Source organism: Candidatus Njordibacter sp. Uisw_002, assembly GCF_047730155.1.
GTDB lineage: Bacteria > Pseudomonadota > Gammaproteobacteria > Pseudomonadales > Balneatricaceae > Njordibacter.
In genome coordinates this window covers 1,612,593-1,630,416 of sequence record NZ_CP159832.1, presented here as the reverse complement: position 1 = coordinate 1,630,416, position 17,824 = coordinate 1,612,593, and the positions used below count along the sequence as shown (strand labels likewise).

At 44.2% G+C, this 17,824-nt stretch carries 13 protein-coding genes; 9 read left to right on the top strand and 4 right to left on the bottom strand.

Annotated features, from left to right (window positions below):
• Positions 1 to 25: 25 nt before the first annotated feature.
• Positions 26 to 1,186 carry an acyl-CoA dehydrogenase family protein gene (locus ABXT42_RS07770; RefSeq protein WP_443627580.1) on the bottom strand — a complete coding sequence of 387 codons (1,161 nt, stop codon included), beginning with the start codon at positions 1,184 to 1,186 and terminating at the stop codon, positions 26 to 28.
• Between the two features lie 43 nt (positions 1,187 to 1,229).
• Positions 1,230 to 1,769 carry a thioesterase family protein gene (locus ABXT42_RS07765; RefSeq protein WP_443627579.1) on the bottom strand — a complete coding sequence of 180 codons (540 nt, stop codon included), beginning with the start codon at positions 1,767 to 1,769 and terminating at the stop codon, positions 1,230 to 1,232.
• Positions 1,770 to 2,265: 496 nt separating this feature from the next.
• Between ABXT42_RS07765 and ABXT42_RS07760 the strand changes: the two genes are divergently transcribed.
• Complete coding sequence (locus ABXT42_RS07760; protein ID WP_443627578.1) at positions 2,266 to 3,948, top strand: formate--tetrahydrofolate ligase; 1,683 nt, start codon at positions 2,266 to 2,268, stop codon at positions 3,946 to 3,948.
• A gap of 82 nt (positions 3,949 to 4,030) precedes the next feature.
• Here ABXT42_RS07760 and ABXT42_RS07755 read toward each other — a convergent pair whose 3' ends face one another.
• Positions 4,031 to 5,050 carry a LacI family DNA-binding transcriptional regulator gene (locus ABXT42_RS07755; protein WP_443627577.1) on the bottom strand — a complete coding sequence of 340 codons (1,020 nt, stop codon included), beginning with the start codon at positions 5,048 to 5,050 and terminating at the stop codon, positions 4,031 to 4,033.
• A gap of 160 nt (positions 5,051 to 5,210) precedes the next feature.
• Between ABXT42_RS07755 and hisD the strand changes: the two genes are divergently transcribed.
• From hisD to ABXT42_RS07740, 3 genes are all read left to right on the top strand, one after another.
• Positions 5,211 to 6,512, top strand: coding sequence for a histidinol dehydrogenase (gene hisD, locus ABXT42_RS07750; protein WP_443627576.1), 1,302 nt, complete (start codon positions 5,211 to 5,213; stop codon positions 6,510 to 6,512).
• A 77-nt stretch (positions 6,513 to 6,589) separates the two neighbouring features.
• The gene (locus ABXT42_RS07745) at positions 6,590 to 7,606 is read left to right on the top strand and encodes a zinc-dependent alcohol dehydrogenase (RefSeq protein ID WP_443627575.1); all 1,017 of its coding nucleotides are present in this window, start codon (positions 6,590 to 6,592) and stop codon (positions 7,604 to 7,606) included.
• Between the two features lie 12 nt (positions 7,607 to 7,618).
• Entirely contained in the window at positions 7,619 to 8,776 is a 1,158-nt protein-coding gene (locus tag ABXT42_RS07740) for an alpha-hydroxy acid oxidase (protein ID WP_443627574.1), read from the top strand.
• Here ABXT42_RS07740 and ABXT42_RS07735 read toward each other — a convergent pair.
• The gene (locus ABXT42_RS07735) at positions 8,760 to 9,494 is read right to left on the bottom strand and encodes an IclR family transcriptional regulator (protein ID WP_443627573.1); all 735 of its coding nucleotides are present in this window, start codon (positions 9,492 to 9,494) and stop codon (positions 8,760 to 8,762) included. The genes ABXT42_RS07740 and ABXT42_RS07735 overlap by 17 nt on opposite strands.
• A 191-nt stretch (positions 9,495 to 9,685) precedes the next feature.
• On the opposite strand from ABXT42_RS07735, the gene ABXT42_RS07730 reads away from it, so the two are divergent.
• The 5 genes from ABXT42_RS07730 (at position 9,686) to xsc (ending at position 17,657) form a co-directional block, all read left to right on the top strand.
• Positions 9,686 to 11,281: a GMC family oxidoreductase gene (locus ABXT42_RS07730; protein ID WP_443627572.1), complete on the top strand. Its 1,596-nt coding sequence runs from the start codon at positions 9,686 to 9,688 to the stop codon at positions 11,279 to 11,281.
• Complete coding sequence (locus ABXT42_RS07725; protein ID WP_443627571.1) at positions 11,274 to 11,879, top strand: YjbE family putative metal transport protein; 606 nt, start codon at positions 11,274 to 11,276, stop codon at positions 11,877 to 11,879. The genes ABXT42_RS07730 and ABXT42_RS07725 overlap by 8 nt, the downstream gene beginning before the upstream one ends.
• A gap of 103 nt (positions 11,880 to 11,982) precedes the next feature.
• Complete coding sequence (locus tag ABXT42_RS07720; protein WP_443627570.1) at positions 11,983 to 13,086, top strand: TRAP transporter substrate-binding protein; 1,104 nt, start codon at positions 11,983 to 11,985, stop codon at positions 13,084 to 13,086.
• A 206-nt stretch (positions 13,087 to 13,292) separates the two neighbouring features.
• The gene (locus ABXT42_RS07715) at positions 13,293 to 15,626 is read left to right on the top strand and encodes a TRAP transporter large permease subunit (protein ID WP_443627569.1); all 2,334 of its coding nucleotides are present in this window, start codon (positions 13,293 to 13,295) and stop codon (positions 15,624 to 15,626) included.
• Between the two features lie 252 nt (positions 15,627 to 15,878).
• Positions 15,879 to 17,657 carry a sulfoacetaldehyde acetyltransferase gene (gene xsc, locus ABXT42_RS07710; RefSeq protein ID WP_443627568.1) on the top strand — a complete coding sequence of 593 codons (1,779 nt, stop codon included), beginning with the start codon at positions 15,879 to 15,881 and terminating at the stop codon, positions 17,655 to 17,657.
• Positions 17,658 to 17,824: the final 167 nt, after the last annotated feature.

The window sequence follows — 17,824 nt, the reverse complement described above, 5'->3', positions numbered from 1 at the left end:
CCCTGCACCTCTTATGCTTGTTAGGCTATGATTCTAAAGGCCGCAGCATGGACCGAGATATAATGTGTCGTTGTATTTCACTAGTGCCGTCCCAGATGCGCTCTACGCGCTGGTCGCGCCAAATTCGCTCTAGAGGTAGCTCGTCCATTAAGCCCATACCCCCTAAAATTTGTATGGCTTCATCAGATACCATGGCCAGCATTTCTGTGGCTTTTAGTTTGGCCATGGCAGCATCTGCATCGCTCATTTGGCCGTTACAGTCTTTCCAAGCGGCATACATAGTGATTAATTCAGCTGCTTTTAGCTCTGTGGCCATGTCGGCTAGCTTAAAAGATACGCCTTGAAATTTACCAATGGTTTGGCCAAATTGCTTGCGGTCTGCAGCCCATTGCGTGGCAATTTCCAGTGCACGCTCGGCGCGGCCCAAGCACATAGCCGCAACAGAAAGGCGGGTGGCGCCTAGCCATTCATTAGCTACGTCAAACCCATGGTCTTCTTCGCCTAATACTTGAGACTTATGCACACGACAGTTGTCAAAATTTAAAATACAGTTGTGATAGCCACGGTGGGACACACTATTATAGCCAGGCTCTACAGTGAAGCCTGGTGTGCCCATATCTACCAAGAAACTGGTGATTTTTTTCTTTGGCCCACGCGCGGTTTCTTCCACGCCACTTGCGGCAAATAAAATCACAAAGTCAGCCACATCGGCATGGCTGATAAAATGCTTGGTGCCATTGATCACAAAGTCATCACCGTCACGCTGCGCACGACACTGCATAGACCGAACGTCAGATCCAGCATTAGGCTCTGAAAGCGCTAAGCAGTCTACCTTTTCCCCCCGAATACACGCATGTAGGTAGTTTTCAATTTGCTCACCCTTACACGCCAGTAAAATGTTGCTTGGCCTTCCCACAATATATTGCAAACCAAAATTTGCACGGCCTAATTCACGCTCCATTAAGCAAAGGGTGAGAGTGTCTAACCCAGCACCTCCATGCTCTTCGGGCATATTGGCGGCATACAAACCAAGATCTACAGCCTTTTGTTTAATCTGCTGCGCTAGTTCTGGGCGAATAGCATTGGTTTTTTCTACCTCTGCTTCATAAGGGTAAAGTTCTTGTTCGACAAAGTTTTTAAGGGTGTCGATGATCATTTTCTGTTCGTTGGTAAGACTAAAATCCATGATCTTCTCTTTTATGTAGGGTTATATTAGGTGTTTGCTTAAGCTAGGTTTTTTTAGCACTAGGCACAGCCATTACTCGGCCTTGTTGCTTAGGTGCTGGCAGGTGCTTATGTGCTTGCCATATTTGCTCTAACACAGCTAACACTTGCGGCTTAATAGGCGCAGCGCTTGAGGTGTTCATATCTACATGTAGCAGCATTTGCTCTGTAGTTGCTAATAGTTCGCCTGTGTCACCATGATACATGTGGTGAAAAAAGTGTAGGCGTTTGGTGTCGATGCCCAATATCTGTGTGGTAAACCGCAAAGGCTGGCCGCCTGCTACTTCTTGGTAGTAGTTAATATGAGTTTCTACCGTATAAAAAGATGACCCCAACGCACGGTATGCTTCATCAATGCCGACATAGCGAAACAGAGCATCAGAAGCCTCTCCCATGGCATATAAGTAAAACGATTCGCTCATATGGCCATTGTAGTCAATCCACTGTTCGCGCACTGTGTCGGTAAAAAGTGCAAGGGGGCAGTCTATGGGCTCATCTTGTTGATAAATTTTGTAGCTTTTGGTGAGGTAAATGTCGTTATCCATAAAACAGCTCTTAAGTGAATGCTTATTGAAATTTGTGTGTCATTTCTATGTCTGTACTAAGTCGTTACTATGTCGCTACTATGCCTTAGAGCGTTTAGTTCAACTTGATTAAATACGAATAAATATTGGTCAATATCGATAAATAAATACTCAAAATGATATCCCTAGTTGTTTAGATTATTTTAAACGCAACTTTGTTATAGCTTCGCACTGGTTTACTTTAGAAAGAGTTAATGGACATAAGGCAGTGCTCAAATGGAGTGAGTTAGAGCATTAAGTTTCCTTTTGGAAAGTGGTGTGACTTGTGTTTCTTATTGGCGTCATAAGTTGTGACTTTAGGACTAATCAAAGGTCGCTTTTAAGTATGTAGTTAATTTACAAAAGAGTATTATTTTTCACCAATAATCAAGGCTTGCGTCTGACTCATCGGCTAGACGTGCTAAATAAATATAAATTGATACCCACAAGGATCAATTTAAATCACCAAGGTAAAACCATGTCTAAGACTTACTTGTCCGACATCGACATTGCTCGCGCTGCCGAGAAACGTCCGATCGCTGAAGTTGCTGCAAAACTAAATATCGATGTTGATGATTTAGAAATGTATGGCAAAATTAAAGCTAAAATCAGCCCTGAGTTCATCAAAAGTGTTAAAGATCGCAAAGATGGCAAGCTAATCTTAGTAACAGCCATCAACCCTACGCCAGCTGGCGAAGGCAAGACGACTACGACAATTGGTTTGGGCGATGCTTTAAATCAAATTGGTAAGCAAGCCTCTGTTTGTTTGCGTGAACCTTCTCTTGGGCCTTGTTTTGGTGTTAAGGGTGGTGCAGCTGGTGGCGGTTACGCTCAGGTTGTTCCAATGGAAGACATCAACTTGCACTTCACTGGCGATTTCCATGCCATTGGCCTTGCACACAACCTACTATCTGCTGCCATTGATAACCATCTGCAGCAAGGTAATGATTTAAACTTAGATCCACGTCGTATTGAGTGGAAGCGCGTAATGGACATGAACGATCGTGCCCTACGCAATGTGACCATCGGCCGCGGTGGCCCAGCTCATGGTGTGCCTCGTGAAACAGGTTTTGACATCACTGTGGCTTCTGAAGTAATGGCTATCTTCTGCTTAGCTAACACTTTGGCTGAGCTTAAAGAAAAATTGGGTGACGCGGTAGTAGGTTACACCTATGACCAAAAGCCTGTTACTGCACGTGACCTTAAAGTTCATGGCGCTATGACAGTATTACTTAAAGACGCATTTAGCCCTAACTTAGTGCAAACCCTTGAGCACACTCCTGCGTTTGTTCACGGTGGCCCATTTGCAAACATTGCCCACGGTTGTAACTCTGTAGTTGCAACACGCTTGTCTATGAAGCTAAGTGACTACACAGTAACTGAAGCAGGCTTTGGTGCTGACTTAGGTGCTGAGAAGTTTTTAGACATTAAGTGTCGTAAGGCCGGTATCACACCAAGTGCTGTAGTTATTGTTGCTACTATTCGTGCCCTTAAGTTACACGGTGGCGTTCCCCTAAAGGAAGTGAATAACGAAAACCTAGAAGCTGTGGCTAAAGGTGTTGAAAACCTTAAGAAGCACATCGAAAACATCCACCAGTTTGGTCTTCCTGTAGTGGTTGCGGTTAACAAGTTTGTAACTGACACTGATGAAGAAGTGAAAACAGTTCAATCTAAGTGTGATTACCTAGGTGTTCAAGTGATTGAAGCTAACCACTGGGCAGAAGGTGGCAAAGGTGCTGTTGAGCTTGCTGAAGCGGTTGTTGATTTGGTAGAAAATCACGAAAACGACTTCCATTACTTGTATGAAGATGACATGCCTCTTTGGGATAAGGTTAAAACTGTAGCTCAAAAGATCTATGGCGCTGACAACATTCAAGGTGATCAGAAGCTACGTGACCGTTTTACTGCGCTTGAAGCAGCTGGCTACGGTAACTTACCTATCTGTATGGCTAAAACTCAGTATTCCTTTTCTACTGACCCTTCACTAAAGGGCCGTCCTACTGGTTTTGATATTCCACTTCGTGAAGTGCGCTTATCTGCTGGTGCTGGCTTTATTGTTGTATTGGCTGGTGATGTAATGACGATGCCAGGTCTTCCTAAAAAGCCTGCTGCTGAAGTGATCGATATCAACGAAAACGGCGATATTATTGGTTTGTTCTAAGCCAAAAGCGCATTAAAAAAAGCCCCGGTAGGCACTGTCTAGCGGGGTTTTTTTGTGCGTGTTTGTTCATTAAGAGCTTTGTTTAGTGCGGTGCACTGGTAGAGTTTCTTAAACGTAACTCAATGCTTAGCTCTTGTTGAGCTGGTGGTGTTTCACCCGCTAAGCGATTAATCAAATATTGTGCAGCTTTTTGTCCCATAAGTTTGAAGGGGATATGAATTGTAGTAAGGCTTGGAGTAAGATTTGCACTGATGGCTAAGTCATCAAACCCTGCAATAGAGACCTCTTCTGGCACATCAATGCCACACGACTGGCACTCTAGTAGCGCCCCTGTTGCCAAGACATCATTACTGCATAAAATAGCCGTAGGAGGATGTTGTGACATTAATAATGTTCGGCACGCCTCACGGCCTTCTTCAATAGTGTAATTACACTCAATAATAGCGCTTTTGGTTAAGGTAATACCGTGTGCTAACAGGCTATTTTGCATACCTTGTAAGCGATCAAAAGCGCGGTCATTACCTTTTGATATACCATTAATGACTGCAAATTTTTGATGCCCAAGATTGGCTAAGTGAGTGGGAATAAGCTTAGCAGCTGCGTAATTATCAAACCCTACGCAAGGATGAGGGCAATCTTTATCGTATGCCCATGTAAGTACATAGGGAATTTTGCGCTGCTGTAGCAAGGAATAAATTAACGGATCATGATCAAGCCCTACTAGCATAACTGCATCCACTCCACGCTCTATGAGTGTGCGCACTTGAGTGAGCTCGTGTTTTGTATCATAACTAGATGAGGTGAGCATTAAGCTCAAGCCTGCTTCATTTAATTGGGTTTGAAAGGCTTCAATACCATCGGCAAAAATAGCGTTGGCAAGGGTAGGGATTACTGCTCCAATACACCGAGAGCGTTTACTTGCTAATGCGCGTGCTGCAGCATCGGCAACATATTGCAGCTGGGTAATGGCTGCTTCTACGCGCAATCTTACAGGCATGCGCACAGAGTCAGGTTGATTGATAACCCGAGATACAGTGGCTGTAGAAACGCCAGCAGCCTTAGCCACATCGCCTTGGGTGGCTTGCTTATTTAATAGGTTCACTATGGTTTTAGCTCTTTCAATATTGAACTTGAGTATACACTGGAAAAATGTAAGCGCATACAAAAAAACATTTAGGTGCTTGTTTGTGTCATTTTAATGGTCTACTATAGCGACAATTATTAAATGTAAGCGCTTACAAAACTTATCGAGGATTTACACCATGACCATTAGTTACTTAAAGAAAGCTGAAAAATCATCTGCAACAGGTGAAGATGATACTCGTGCAACAGTGTCAAGAATGTTGGCAGAAATTGAAGCAGGCGGCGAGCAGGTATGTGTAGATTACGCCGCTAAGCTAGATGGGTACCACGGTAATATCCTTGTTACTAGCGACGACATAGACCAAGCGACATCGCGTTTGACACAACAAGTAAAAGATGACATTCGTTTTGCCCATGAACGTGTTGACAAATTTGCTCAAAGACAGCGTCAAGCACTGCAAGATTTTGAAGTAGAGCTTTCTCCTGGCTTGTGGGCAGGTCAGCGTCAAATCCCAGTACAAACTGCAGGTTGTTATATTCCTGGTGGGCGCTATTCTCATGTCGCTTCTGCCATTATGTCTGTAGCCACAGCTAAGGCTGCTGGTGTAAAGCACGTGGTAGCATGTTCGCCACCAAAACCAGGCACAGGTGTAAATGATGCCATTTTATACACTGCAAACTATTGTGGTGCAGATAGCATACTTGCACTAGGTGGCGTACAGGGTATTGCTGCCATGGCGTTTGGTTTATTTACTGGTCGATCTGCTGATGTTTTGGCAGGCCCTGGTAACCGTTTTGTAGCCGAGGCTAAGCGCATGTTGTTTGGTCGTGTAGGCATTGATATGTTTGCAGGTCCTACAGAAATTGCGGTCATTGCCGACCACACTGCAGACCCGCGAATTGTAGCAAGTGATCTGGTAGGCCAAGCCGAGCATGGCCCAGATTCACCTGTATGGTTGATTAGTTTAGATGCAGAAGTGGCTAGAAAAACCATTGAAATAGTGCCTGGCTTAATCGAATCTATGCCTGAGCCGTCTCGTTCTGCAGCACGATCTGCATGGGCAGACTATGCCGAAGTTATTTTATGCGACACTCGTGAAGAAGCCGTAGAAGTAAGTGATAAATATGCTGCGGAGCATTTAGAAATTCACTGTGATGACCTAGATTGGTGGGTAGATAATCTAAATAACTATGGTTCTTTGTTTGTTGGTGAAGAAACAACAGTAACATACGGTGACAAGTGTTCTGGCACTAACCATATTTTACCTACTAAAGGCGCGTCTCGTTATACGGGTGGTTTGTCAGTAGGTAAGTTTATTAAAACGGTGACCACTCAGCGTATGACCCGCGAAGCCAACCGCGAAGTAGGTGCAGCTGCAGCTCGTATTTCTCGCCTAGAAGGTATGGAAGGGCACGCTCGCAGTGGTGATGACCGCTTGAGTAAATATTTCCCTACGGAAACATTTGATTTAAGTCATTAGTTTGTGGGTTTTATTACCCTTTAAAAACTATCTATAGCCTAATTGATTAGGCTATTAATCACCCAAAGGCGGCGACCATGACCATGAAAGCTTTAGTTTATACAGGCACTCAAGAAGTACATTACCGTGATGAAAAGAAGCCAGTAGCTGGCCCAAATCAAGCGCTAATTGAAGTGGCAGCTACTGCCATTTGTGGCTCAGACATGCACGCTTACCATGGCTTGGATGAGCGGCGCGTACCGCCTCTTATTTTAGGTCATGAAGTGGCAGGTAAGGTCGTCACGTCATCAAGGCATGAGACTGGCCAACACGTGGTCATCAACCCATTAATGACCTGCGGACACTGTGCGCCGTGCTTGTCTGGCAGAGCTAATTTATGCAGCGATCGTGAGATCATTGGTATGCGTTTAGCAGGTGCTTATGCGCAATATCTAGTCATCGATGAGACTAATCTGCTTGTTCCCCCTGCTAATGTAAAACCATGGGTTGCATGCCTTACAGAGCCTACAGCTACAGCACTGCATGCCGTGGCTTTAGTAGAGCGGGTGAGCTATCGACCTTTATCAGAACAGCGTTGTTTGGTGATTGGCGGTGGTGCGGTAGGTTTGTTAACGGCGCTTATTTTATCAGCTAAGGGTTGTTGTAATATCGATTTAGCAGAAACCAATGCGTTGCGCAGAAATACCATTGACCAGCAAAACATAGTGACCGTATTTGACCCAAGCACTCAAACTGCACCAAGTGCCAGTGGATATGATGTAGTGTTTGATTGTGTAGGTGCAGGAGTTACTCGGGCCATGGCCAGTGAGCAGGTTGCAGCGGGTGGTATTATTTCTCATGTGGGTTTACAAAATAGCCATGAAGGGCTAGATATACGCCGTATCACTTTGCAAGAAATCACTGTTTTAGGTAATTATTGTTATACTCCAGCAGACATGCAAGCTGCGTTAGATATGCTTTGTTCTGATCGTTTAGGCGATTTGAGATGGGTAGAACTTAGGCCCTTAAGTGAAGGTGCTCAAGCATTCTCAGACTTACATTACGGACGTGCTGCGGCAGCTAAAATTGTATTACAGCCAGACCATCACCTATAGCAGGACACAGTAATGGATAAGTTGCTCTTAAGATCTGCCTGTATCGATGATCTTAAAAAACGCGCGAAAAAACGTATTCCAACTTTTGTCTTTGACTACATAGAGGAAGGCTGCAATGCCAATACAGCGGTAGCCAATAATAGAACAGCATTAAATAATGTGCATTTACGTCCAGACTATTTGGCGCCCCATACAGCTCCAAATTTATCTACCCATGTGTTAGGCCAAAGCTATAATGCGCCTGTTGGCGTGGCCCCTTTGGGGCTAACTGGCTTAGTGTGGCCAAATGCCTCTGCCATGCACGCCCGTGCTGCCCATGCTGCTAATATTCCGTTTGTATTAAGTACCGTGTCTACTTTGTCAATTGAAGACGCAGCGGTGCATGCTAAAGAAAATTTTTGGTTTCAGCTTTACCCCCCGTCAGATGCTGCTATAGGTGAAGATTTACTTAGGCGGGTAGAGGAAAGTGGGTGTAAAAACCTTGTTGTAACCCTTGATGTGCCCACACCAAGTAGGCGTATAAGGGCCATAAAAAGTGGCTTAAGTGTGCCACCAAAGATCACTCCCACAAGTGTGTTTCAATCAATGATAAGGCCTAAGTGGAGCATGGCTACTGTAGCTCATGGCTTGCCTCAATTTGCCAATCTGACGCCATATATGGATTCTTCTACCATGGCTATGAGTGATGCAGCGCAGTTTATGCGTACCCGTATGCGTGCTGTAGTAGATGCTCAAACATTAGCGCAAATACGCCAAATGTGGCCACATAACCTCATAGTCAAAGGTATAAGCCATGTAGCAGATGCCACGCAAGCGATAGAGCTTGGCGCTGATGCAATCATTGTGTCTAACCACGGAGGGCGGCAATTAGATGCTGCACAGCCTAGCGCTTTATGTCTTAAAGCTATTGCTGATGAACTAGGCCATAAAACCACAATTATGGCAGATAGTGGGGTGGAGTCTGGTGTGGATGTAGCTCGGTATTTAGCTTTAGGTGCGCAAATGGTATTTACTGGTAGAGCTATGTTGTATGGAGTGGCGGCTCATGGTGAAGACGGTGCAGCTCACGCGCTTGATTTAATTTTAGATGAGCTAGAGCAAATTATGTCGCAGTTACATTGCGCCACACCTTATGAACTGAGTAAGCACTTAATTACACCGAAAATATAAGCTCACTAAGCTGGTTGGCTGCAGACCTTAAATCGTTATAGTGGTCCTTAATTGAGCTTAAATCTAAGCGCAAAGTCGGCCCATGCATAGCTAAAGCACCATGGTATCGGCCTTTTGGATCTAACACTGGCACTGCAATGGCAATCATACCCACATAAAATTCTTCATTATCTAGAGCAAAGCCTTGCTTTTGCACTAGCGTAAGCTCTTCTAGCAGCGACTCAACGCTATTTACAGTGTTAGCTGTGATGGCTTCAAGGTGCAGGCTTTCTACCATGGTGCGGCGATTTTTGGGGCTTAGGCTGGCAAGATAAGTTTTGCCACTGGCGGTGCAATAAAACGGCACGTGGCTACCTATAGGCAAGTGAATTTGAAACGCCCAGTTAGTTTGTACCCTATCTCGGTAAATCATTCCCGGACGTTCTGGTATAACAAAGTTGACGGTCTCTTTTACCTTGCCACTGAGTTTTTCTAAAATTTGATGTTTAGCACTAGCATGCCAATCACTGGTTAATAATCCGTTGGCCAAAGTACGCATGGTAGTGCTTGGTAATAGTCGTTTACCATTGACGTCATATTGCAAGAAGCCTTCTTCTACCATCGACTTACATAGCCTGTGCACAGTTTGTTTTGACCAATTTAAGTGTTGGTTTATCTCTGAGGGAGTCAGTGGAGATTGTTGCGTGGCCAGCACATCTAAAATGTAAAACAATCTCATGTTAGTCGCTATTCTTGGTGAATTGGACAAGATGTTTACTCCCCTTTGAGTTATTTATATAGGCGCCATGTTAACGCAATCTTCAATAAAAGCTTGAGTTCAATCAGGTAATATGTTTTTCTGTACACATAATACATAAATTGAGCATAAAAGTCTCATTTATTGATATTTATTTTAAATAGAGGTTATTAATGCAAAGGCAATTTGACTACATTGTGGTAGGAGCTGGTTCAGCAGGGTGTGCTGTTGCCAACCGATTATCACAAGATGGCTGCCACACAGTGGCATTGCTCGAAGCAGGAAGCCGAGATTTAAATCCTTGGATCCATGTTCCGGTGGGTTACTTTAAAACTATGGGTAATCCGTCCACAGACTGGTGCTATAAAACTAAATCCTGTTCTGGCCTTAATGGCCGCTCAATACCTTGGCCAAGAGGCAAAGTGTTGGGTGGCAGTAGCTCTATTAATGGGCTGCTTTATGTGCGCGGCCAAGCGCAAGACTTTGACGACTGGGCAAACTTAGGCAATGAAGGCTGGGAATGGGACAATGTCTTGCCCTATTTTAAGCGCTCTGAAGATTGGCAAGGTCAAAGTAGTCCATTACGAGGCCAAGGTGGGCCGCTTACAGTGTCAAAGACTCGCGTAAGCAGACCTGTGGTAGATGCATGGTTACAAGCAGCAAAAAATTGTGGCTATCCTGAAAACAAAGACTACAACGGGGCAGACCAAGAAGGTGTAGGTCTGTTTCAACTCACTGCTAAAAGAGGCAGGCGCTGCAGCTCTGCTGTTGCATACCTTAACCCAGCGCGTAGCCGCAGCAATCTTACAATTCTTACCAACTCTTGTGTAGAAAAGCTGCTGTTTGAAGGCAAGCGCGCAACGGGAGTGCAGTTAGCTGATGGCTTACTTAAAGCTAACAAAGAAGTCATTGTGTGTGCTGGGGCTATAGGCTCACCACAATTACTCATGGTGTCTGGCATAGGCAGTGTTGATCAGCTCAATCCCCATAAGATTAAAATAGTTAAAGAGTTGCCAGGTGTTGGACAAAATTTACAGGATCATTTACAAGCTAGGCCAGTGTTTAAATGCGCTGCCAGCACTATTAATACAGAAATAAGCAATTGGTTTAAGCAGGGCCTTATTGGCCTGCAATATGTATTAAACCGAACAGGCCCCATGACTATGGCAGCAAGCCTTGGCACAGGGTTCGTGAAGTCACATCTAAGCCCAGATCGGCCAGATATTCAATTTCATATCCAACCCTTTAGCGCCGATTCACCTGCCGAGGGTACGCATAAATTTGATGCGTTTACAGCGTCTGTATTACAAATGCGTCCGCAAAGTTCAGGACACTTAAGCATAGTGTCTGATCGGTTTGCAGACCATCCAGACATTCACCCCAACTACCTAGCCACAGAATTAGATCAACAAACTATTGTGGCGGGTATAAAAATGGCTCGCCAGATTGCCAAACAAGCCCCATTGAATTCACTTATCACACAAGAATTTAGCCCAGGCGAAAGTGTGGGCGAAGAATCTGATGCAGATATTCTTGACTGGGCAAGGGAAACTGCCACCACTATTTATCATCCCACAGGCACCTGCAAAATGGGGCAAGATGATATGGCTGTAGTTGACTCTGCGCTTAAGGTGCATGGCATAGAAGGCTTACGTGTAGCTGACGCGTCTATTATGCCCATTATTACTTCAGGAAATACCAATGCGCCAGCCATTATGATTGGTGAAAAAGTAGCCGCAATGATTTTGCAGGAGAGCGTTAATGTTTGATTGGACAGGTCTGATACAGATCATTTTTGCAGATATCATTTTATCTGGAGATAACGCAATAGTCATTGGTATGGTGGCAGCAGGCATAGCGCCAGAGAAGCGCCGCATGGTGCTGGCTGTAGGCATGGGATTAGCGGCTTTTTTCCGCATTATATTTGCTGCTGGAGCCACCTATATAATTGATATTCCGGGTATTTTGATTATTGGCGGTTTATTGCTAGCGTGGGTATGTTGGCGTTTTTATCACGAAATTGTTGAGTTTACTAACAACGCAGCTAACCCTAACGAAGTCACTGCCGTGCAGGGTAAAGGTAGTTTGTTGGGTGCATTATTTACTATTGCGGTAGCAGACATTTCTATGTCTTTAGATAATGTAGTGGCGGTTGCAGCCATTGCCAGAGAAGATACTCAGCTACTGATATTTGGTTTGGTATTTGCCATTATTATGATGGCCTTTTTTGCCTCAATTATTATGAGATTCATGCTAAAGTATCCATGGATATCTTATATTGGATTATTATTCCTAGTATACTTAACTTGTGTCATGTTGTATGACGGTGTAATGAATTTATTGTCTAGTGGGTTATTAACCGGCTAGCTATAAAACCTCTGTTGTCCCCTTGTGGGATGTTGCATGAAGCCTTCCATGTAGCAGACGTAAACAGTGATCTAGAAGGTAAACAATAAAAATGGAGGACATTATGTCCGTTTTAAATAAAATGAAGGTTGCTGTTGCTGCTGGTGTGCTAATTATTAGCTCTACTGCAGTTGTTGCAAAAGATGTGACTATTCGTGTGCAATCAGTACTTGGCACTAAATCTGATGAAGTTCACATGTTAAAGGAATTTGCTAAAGATGTAAGGGACTTGACTGACGGTTCTGTGAACATTGAAATATTGCCAGGCGGTTCAGTGGTTGGTAACACTGACATCATCGACGCTATTGATGCTGGTTTGCTAGATGGTGGTTTTGCTTGGACCCATTATTGGGGTGGTAAGCATCCAGCGGCTAACCTATTTGGTGCGCCAATCGCAGGTGCAGGTGTAGGCCTTGATAACATCGCCTTTCTTTCTTGGTTCCAGTACGGCGGTGGTAAAGAGCTTTATGACCGTTTGTGGGATGAAATGGGCGTAAACGTTAAAGGCTTTATGTTACAACCTGTAGGCCCAGAAGCTTTGGGTTGGTTCCCTGAGCCAATTAACTCTATGGATGACTTCCGTAAGTTACGTTTCCGTGCTCCTCCAGGCATGGTAGGTCAAGCTTATAAAGACATTGGCGTAGCCTCTGTTGCAATGGGCGGTGGTGACATACTACCTGCACTTGAAAAAGGCACAATTGACGCTGCTGAATGGTGCTGTCCAAAGCCTGACAGTGTGTTTGGTTTCCAAAAAGTATTAAAGCATTATTACCTACAAGGTCTTCACCAGGTAGTGGTAAATGCTGACATGTACTTAAACGGTGATGTTTATGACTCTTTAACAACGTTGCAAAAGAAAGCTATAGAAGTAGCTGCTAATGCTTCATTGTCAAAAGCGATCTCTTATCGTATCTATGAGAACGGTAAAGCTCTTAAAGACTTAACCGAAAATCATGGTGTGCAATTGCATGATACGCCTGCAGATTATTTCCCTGAGTATATGAATGCAGCTAATGCTCTGCTTCAAAAAGCTTCTGATGATAATGAATTCTTTGCAGAAGTTTGGCAGTCACAAAAAGACTTTGCTGAAATCGCAGTGCCTTTCTGGTCAGGTGCTCAAGCATCTAATGCTAGTTTAGGTAAGGCTTTTGCCGACAGTCTCAAGTAATATTTTATATTAACTTGATAACGGCCTAGCACTTTGTGCTAGGCCGGTTTTTAGAATGGTAAGAGTTTTATCATAGTCTTCTGGCGCGTTTGGTCAGGAGCCTATAATAGATTTTTCACTTTGTAACAATAAGCTTTGTGTCTTTAGTTAGCTTTTATGAAGACCAGTAGTATATTTTTTAAATACAATAATAAGAGGAAGCCGGCATGGCGACACAAACAACAGACATTGGTGAACTTGAAATCACCGATGAATTAATTGCAGAGCGGCGCGCTGAAAAACCTGGTGAAACACCAGAGGACATGACGTCTTGGCAGCGGCCCATAACAGCTTTCATTGATGTGCTGAACTTGTGGATGGGGCGCATCATTTGTTTGGCTATTATTCCCTTAGTGGCTGTAATGGTTACTGAAGTATTTTCTCGCGGTATGTTTGCTCTACTGGTTTCTTATGACTTGGGAGACCTTGCTCGGGCTGTGAATTTGGGGCCTACCACTTGGGTGTATGACATCAGTCGAATGCTTGGAGGTGTCATATTTATGGCTGCATCAGGCTATGCCTTGATGCGTGGTGTGCATATTCGCGCTGATTTTATCTTCCGCAATTGGCATGAGAGAACGCAAGCCACTGTGGATGCAGTGTTATATATGATGTTCTATTTCCCTGCCATGTTGTTCTTCTTTTGGAGCGCACTAGGTTTTGCTGGTGACTCTTTAGGATTTAATGGCTGGGGTGAAGAGTGGGGTATTTGGGAAGACGCTAGTGCTGACTCGACATGGGCACCTTACTTATGGCCTGCGCGCATATTTATGCCTATCGGTGCAGGATTGCTATTTTTACAAGGTTTCCCTGAGCTATTCCGTGCTTTCCATCAAATGGGCAAGCAGCGAGAAGCGAAGTTTTTAAGCTTTTTTCCATTCTATTTAATTGGTTTGGCGTGTGTTTTTGTATCCGTGTTTTATCCTGATGTATTACCCTTAGGTGATTGGATAGCAAGTGCACTAGGTGATGTAAATATTTCAAAACCTATGATTGGTATGCTTATGTTGGCAGCCATGTTGTTTTCTATTTTCATTGGTTTCCCTATTTCCTTTACCTTGATTTTTCTTGGGTTTGTGTTTGCTTCCATAGCAGGTAGTAGCAAGTTAGCTTTCTTCTTGCTTACCCTTCAAGTTAACTCCACCATGCTTAACGATCAGCTTGTAGCGGTGCCTTTGTTTATCTTTATGGGCATTATGATGGAGCAAGCAGGGCTAATGGAGCGCCTGTTTAACGCTGTACAAATGATGATGTCTCGCACACGTGGTGCGCTATTTGTAGCCGTATTGTTTGTATCTATGATCTTTGCAGCAGCTACCGGCATCGTGGGCGCCTCGGTGACTATTTTGGGCATCATGGCAGCTAAAACCATGAATCGCTCTAATTATGATGTGCGTCTATCTGCAGGTGCGATTACGGCAGGTGGTACCTTAGGTATTTTAATACCGCCATCCATCATGTTGATTGTAATGGGCCCAGTATTAGAAGTGCCCGTAACAGATTTATTCCGTGCGGCAGTGCTGCCTGGGGTGTTATTGGCTAGTTTGTATATGATTTACACTATTGGTCGATGCATGATTAACCCTGATCTTGGGCCTATCTTGCCTGAAGAAGATCAGCCAGAAACCTCACCTTACTATGGCCTAGAAGTCATACTTGTCATGTCTGGTTTGGGCATGTTTGTATTCTTATGTGTATTGGCTACTAAAGGCGCCATATCATTCTTCCCACTTGCAGGGCTAGTGATTCCATTATTATGGGTTGGCTTTATGTTTTGGGCGTTTAAATGGGCTCGTGCAGTGAGACCTAAAGGGTTCTATTTCTCTGATTTGTGGTATGAATTCTTTATGGGGCTAGTGCCACCCACAGTGCTGATTGCCTTTTCTTTAGGCTCTATTGTGGCAGGCCTTGCAACTCCAGCAGAAGCAGCTGCGTGTGGTGCTTTTGGATCGTTAATTCTATCTATCGGTTATAAAAAGTTTAGTGTTGTTGGTACGTATGATGCCTTGATTAAAACTTTAGAAATTACTGTGTTGATCATGTTCTTGGTGGCAGCATCAAACTTCTTTGGTGCGGTCTTCTCTAACTTAGGCACGCCGCAAATGCTAACCGAATTACTTTTGTCCTTTGATATGTCGTCATGGGCTATGCTGTTTTTCATCTTGGCATTGATTTTCTTGCTAGGCTGGCCCCTAGAGTGGGTGCCTATTGTATTGATCATCGTACCTATTTTATTGCCTGTGGTAGAAACACTAGACTTTGGCTTGAGTCAGGCAGACTTATTAATTTGGTTTGCCATACTGGTCGCAGTGAACCTGCAAACGGCTTGGTTAAGTCCTCCTGTGGCTCTATCTGCCTACTTCTTAAAAGGAGTAGTGCCGGAGTGGGACTTAAAAGATATTTATTTGGGTATGATGCAGTTTATGGTAATTCAGCTAATCGGTTTGCTGTTGATCATATTCTTCCCACAAATTGCATTGTGGTTGCCGAATTACTGGTAGCAGTTTCTTCATCTGGCAGTGGTTTTACGCTTGGTTTGCCTACTTATTAATAGTGTAGGCAGGCTAAGTGTTTTTTTTGCTAAAAATTTGAAGAAACAGCTAGGACAATTGGCCTTAACTGGGCTAATCGAAATGGCCCATTTGGTTCTAAGGGTTTAGCCAATTATTTAGTATCATTTACCCATGACCTAAGAAGTCTAAAATTTTCTATTTTATTTAACTCACTTTCAACCTAATTAGGGTGTAACCATTATGAAAATGACTACAGAAGAAGCGTTTGTAAAAACATTACAAATGCACGGTATTGAGCACGCATTTGGTATTATCGGATCAGCTATGATGCCTGTATCTGACCTTTTTGAAAAAGCTGGAATTAGCTTCTGGGATTGTGCCCATGAAGGTTCTGGCGGCATGATGGCAGACGGTTACACCCGTGCAACTGGCAAAATGAGTATGATGATTGCTCAAAACGGCCCAGGTATCACTAACTTTGTAACACCTGTTAAAACAGCTTACTGGAACCACACACCTCTTTTGTTGGTAACGCCTCAAGCGGCTAACAAAACGATTGGCCAAGGCGGTTTCCAAGAAGTAGAGCAAATGGCTTTGTTTAAAGACATGGTTTGTTATCAAGAAGAAGTGCGTGATCCAACGCGTGTTGCAGAAGTGCTAGATCGTGTTATTGCTAACGCACATCGTTTTTCTGGCCCAGCTCAAATCAACATTCCACGTGACATGTTCACGCAGATTGTAGACATCAACTTGCCTACAATGATCGACTTTGAATTGCCTTCAGGTGGCGAAATGGCTGTAGCTGAAGCTGCCAAGCTTTTGTCTGCTGCTAAGTCTCCCGTTATCCTAAACGGCGCAGGTGTGGTATTAGCTGCTGGCGGTATTGAAGCTTCTATGGCATTAGCTGAGCTTTTAGATGCTCCAGTATGTTGTGGTTATCAGCACAATGATGCTTTCCCAGGCTCACACCCATTATTTGCAGGCCCACTAGGCTATAACGGCTCTAAGGCAGGCATGCAGTTGATCCAAGAAGCAGACGTAGTATTGGCTTTGGGCACACGCCTAAACCCATTCTCTACCTTGCCTGGTTACGGTATTGACTACTGGCCAAAAAATGCCAAAATCATCCAAGTAGACCTTAAGCCAGAGCGTATTGGTTTAACTAAGGCTGTAACAGTAGGTATCGTAGGCGATGCTGCTAAAGTAGCCAACGGTATTATCTCTCAACTTTCAGCAACAGCTGGCGACACTGATCGTGCTGCACGTAAAGCGCGCATTGCCTCTACTAAAGCGGCTTGGGATGTAGAACTAGAAGCCATGACTCACGAAGAAGACGATCCAGGTACTACTTGGAACGAACGTGCTCGTGAAGCTAAGCCAGATTGGTTGAGCCCACGTATGGTTTGGCGTGCAATTGCATCTGTTATGCCTAAAGAAGCGATCATCTCTTCAGACATAGGCAACAACTGTGCCATTGGTAACGCTTATCCTACTTTTGAAGAAGGTCGTAAGTATTTGGCTCCTGGTTTGTTTGGCCCATGTGGCTACGGACTACCAGCAGTAGTAGGCGCCAAGATTGGTTGCCCAGATACTCCAGTAATTGGTTTTTCTGGCGACGGCGCATTTGGTATTGCGGTAACTGAGCTTACAGCCATTGGCCGTGACGAGTGGCCAGCAATCACTATGGTAGTGCTACGTAACTACCAGTGGGGCGCAGAGAAGCGCAACTCTACTTTATGGTTTGACGACAACTTCGTGGGCACAGAGCTTGACGAAAACGTAAACTATGCAGGCATTGCACAAGCATGTGGCCTTAAAGGCGTACAAGCTCGCACAATGGACGAAGTAAGCGATGCACTTAGCCAAGCATTAGTAGATCAAGCAGCGGGCAAGACCACGCTAATTGAAATCCTAATCAACCAAGAGCTAGGCGACCCGTTCCGTCGTGACGCTATGAAGAATCCAGTGCAAGTGGCTGGTATTAGCAAAGACGATATGCGTCCACAAAAAGGTGCATAAAGGTACATAAAATAGGCATTTAATCGGGTAGATTGAAGCCTTAAAGCCCCAATAACAACTGATGTTGTTATTGGGGCTTTTTTTTGCCCCCAATTCACCGGCCACCAAAGCCTCACAGCTACCAATATACATAAACCCAGTTTCAGGTATAATACAGCGCAAATCCG

What these genes read in the sequence shown, in the direction of transcription:
- ABXT42_RS07770 (WP_443627580.1), bottom strand. Translation starts at nt 1,186, where the DNA reads ATGGATTTTAGTCTTACCAACGAACAGAAAATGATCATCGACACCCTT.
- ABXT42_RS07765 (WP_443627579.1), bottom strand. Translation starts at nt 1,769, where the DNA reads ATGGATAACGACATTTACCTCACCAAAAGCTACAAAATTTATCAACAA.
- ABXT42_RS07760 (WP_443627578.1), top strand. Translation starts at nt 2,266, where the DNA reads ATGTCTAAGACTTACTTGTCCGACATCGACATTGCTCGCGCTGCCGAG.
- hisD (WP_443627576.1), top strand. Translation starts at nt 5,211, where the DNA reads ATGACCATTAGTTACTTAAAGAAAGCTGAAAAATCATCTGCAACAGGT.
- ABXT42_RS07745 (WP_443627575.1), top strand. Translation starts at nt 6,590, where the DNA reads ATGACCATGAAAGCTTTAGTTTATACAGGCACTCAAGAAGTACATTAC.
- ABXT42_RS07740 (WP_443627574.1), top strand. Translation starts at nt 7,619, where the DNA reads ATGGATAAGTTGCTCTTAAGATCTGCCTGTATCGATGATCTTAAAAAA.
- ABXT42_RS07735 (WP_443627573.1), bottom strand. Translation starts at nt 9,494, where the DNA reads ATGAGATTGTTTTACATTTTAGATGTGCTGGCCACGCAACAATCTCCA.
- ABXT42_RS07730 (WP_443627572.1), top strand. Translation starts at nt 9,686, where the DNA reads ATGCAAAGGCAATTTGACTACATTGTGGTAGGAGCTGGTTCAGCAGGG.
- ABXT42_RS07725 (WP_443627571.1), top strand. Translation starts at nt 11,274, where the DNA reads ATGTTTGATTGGACAGGTCTGATACAGATCATTTTTGCAGATATCATT.
- ABXT42_RS07720 (WP_443627570.1), top strand. Translation starts at nt 11,983, where the DNA reads ATGTCCGTTTTAAATAAAATGAAGGTTGCTGTTGCTGCTGGTGTGCTA.
- ABXT42_RS07715 (WP_443627569.1), top strand. Translation starts at nt 13,293, where the DNA reads ATGGCGACACAAACAACAGACATTGGTGAACTTGAAATCACCGATGAA.
- xsc (WP_443627568.1), top strand. Translation starts at nt 15,879, where the DNA reads ATGAAAATGACTACAGAAGAAGCGTTTGTAAAAACATTACAAATGCAC.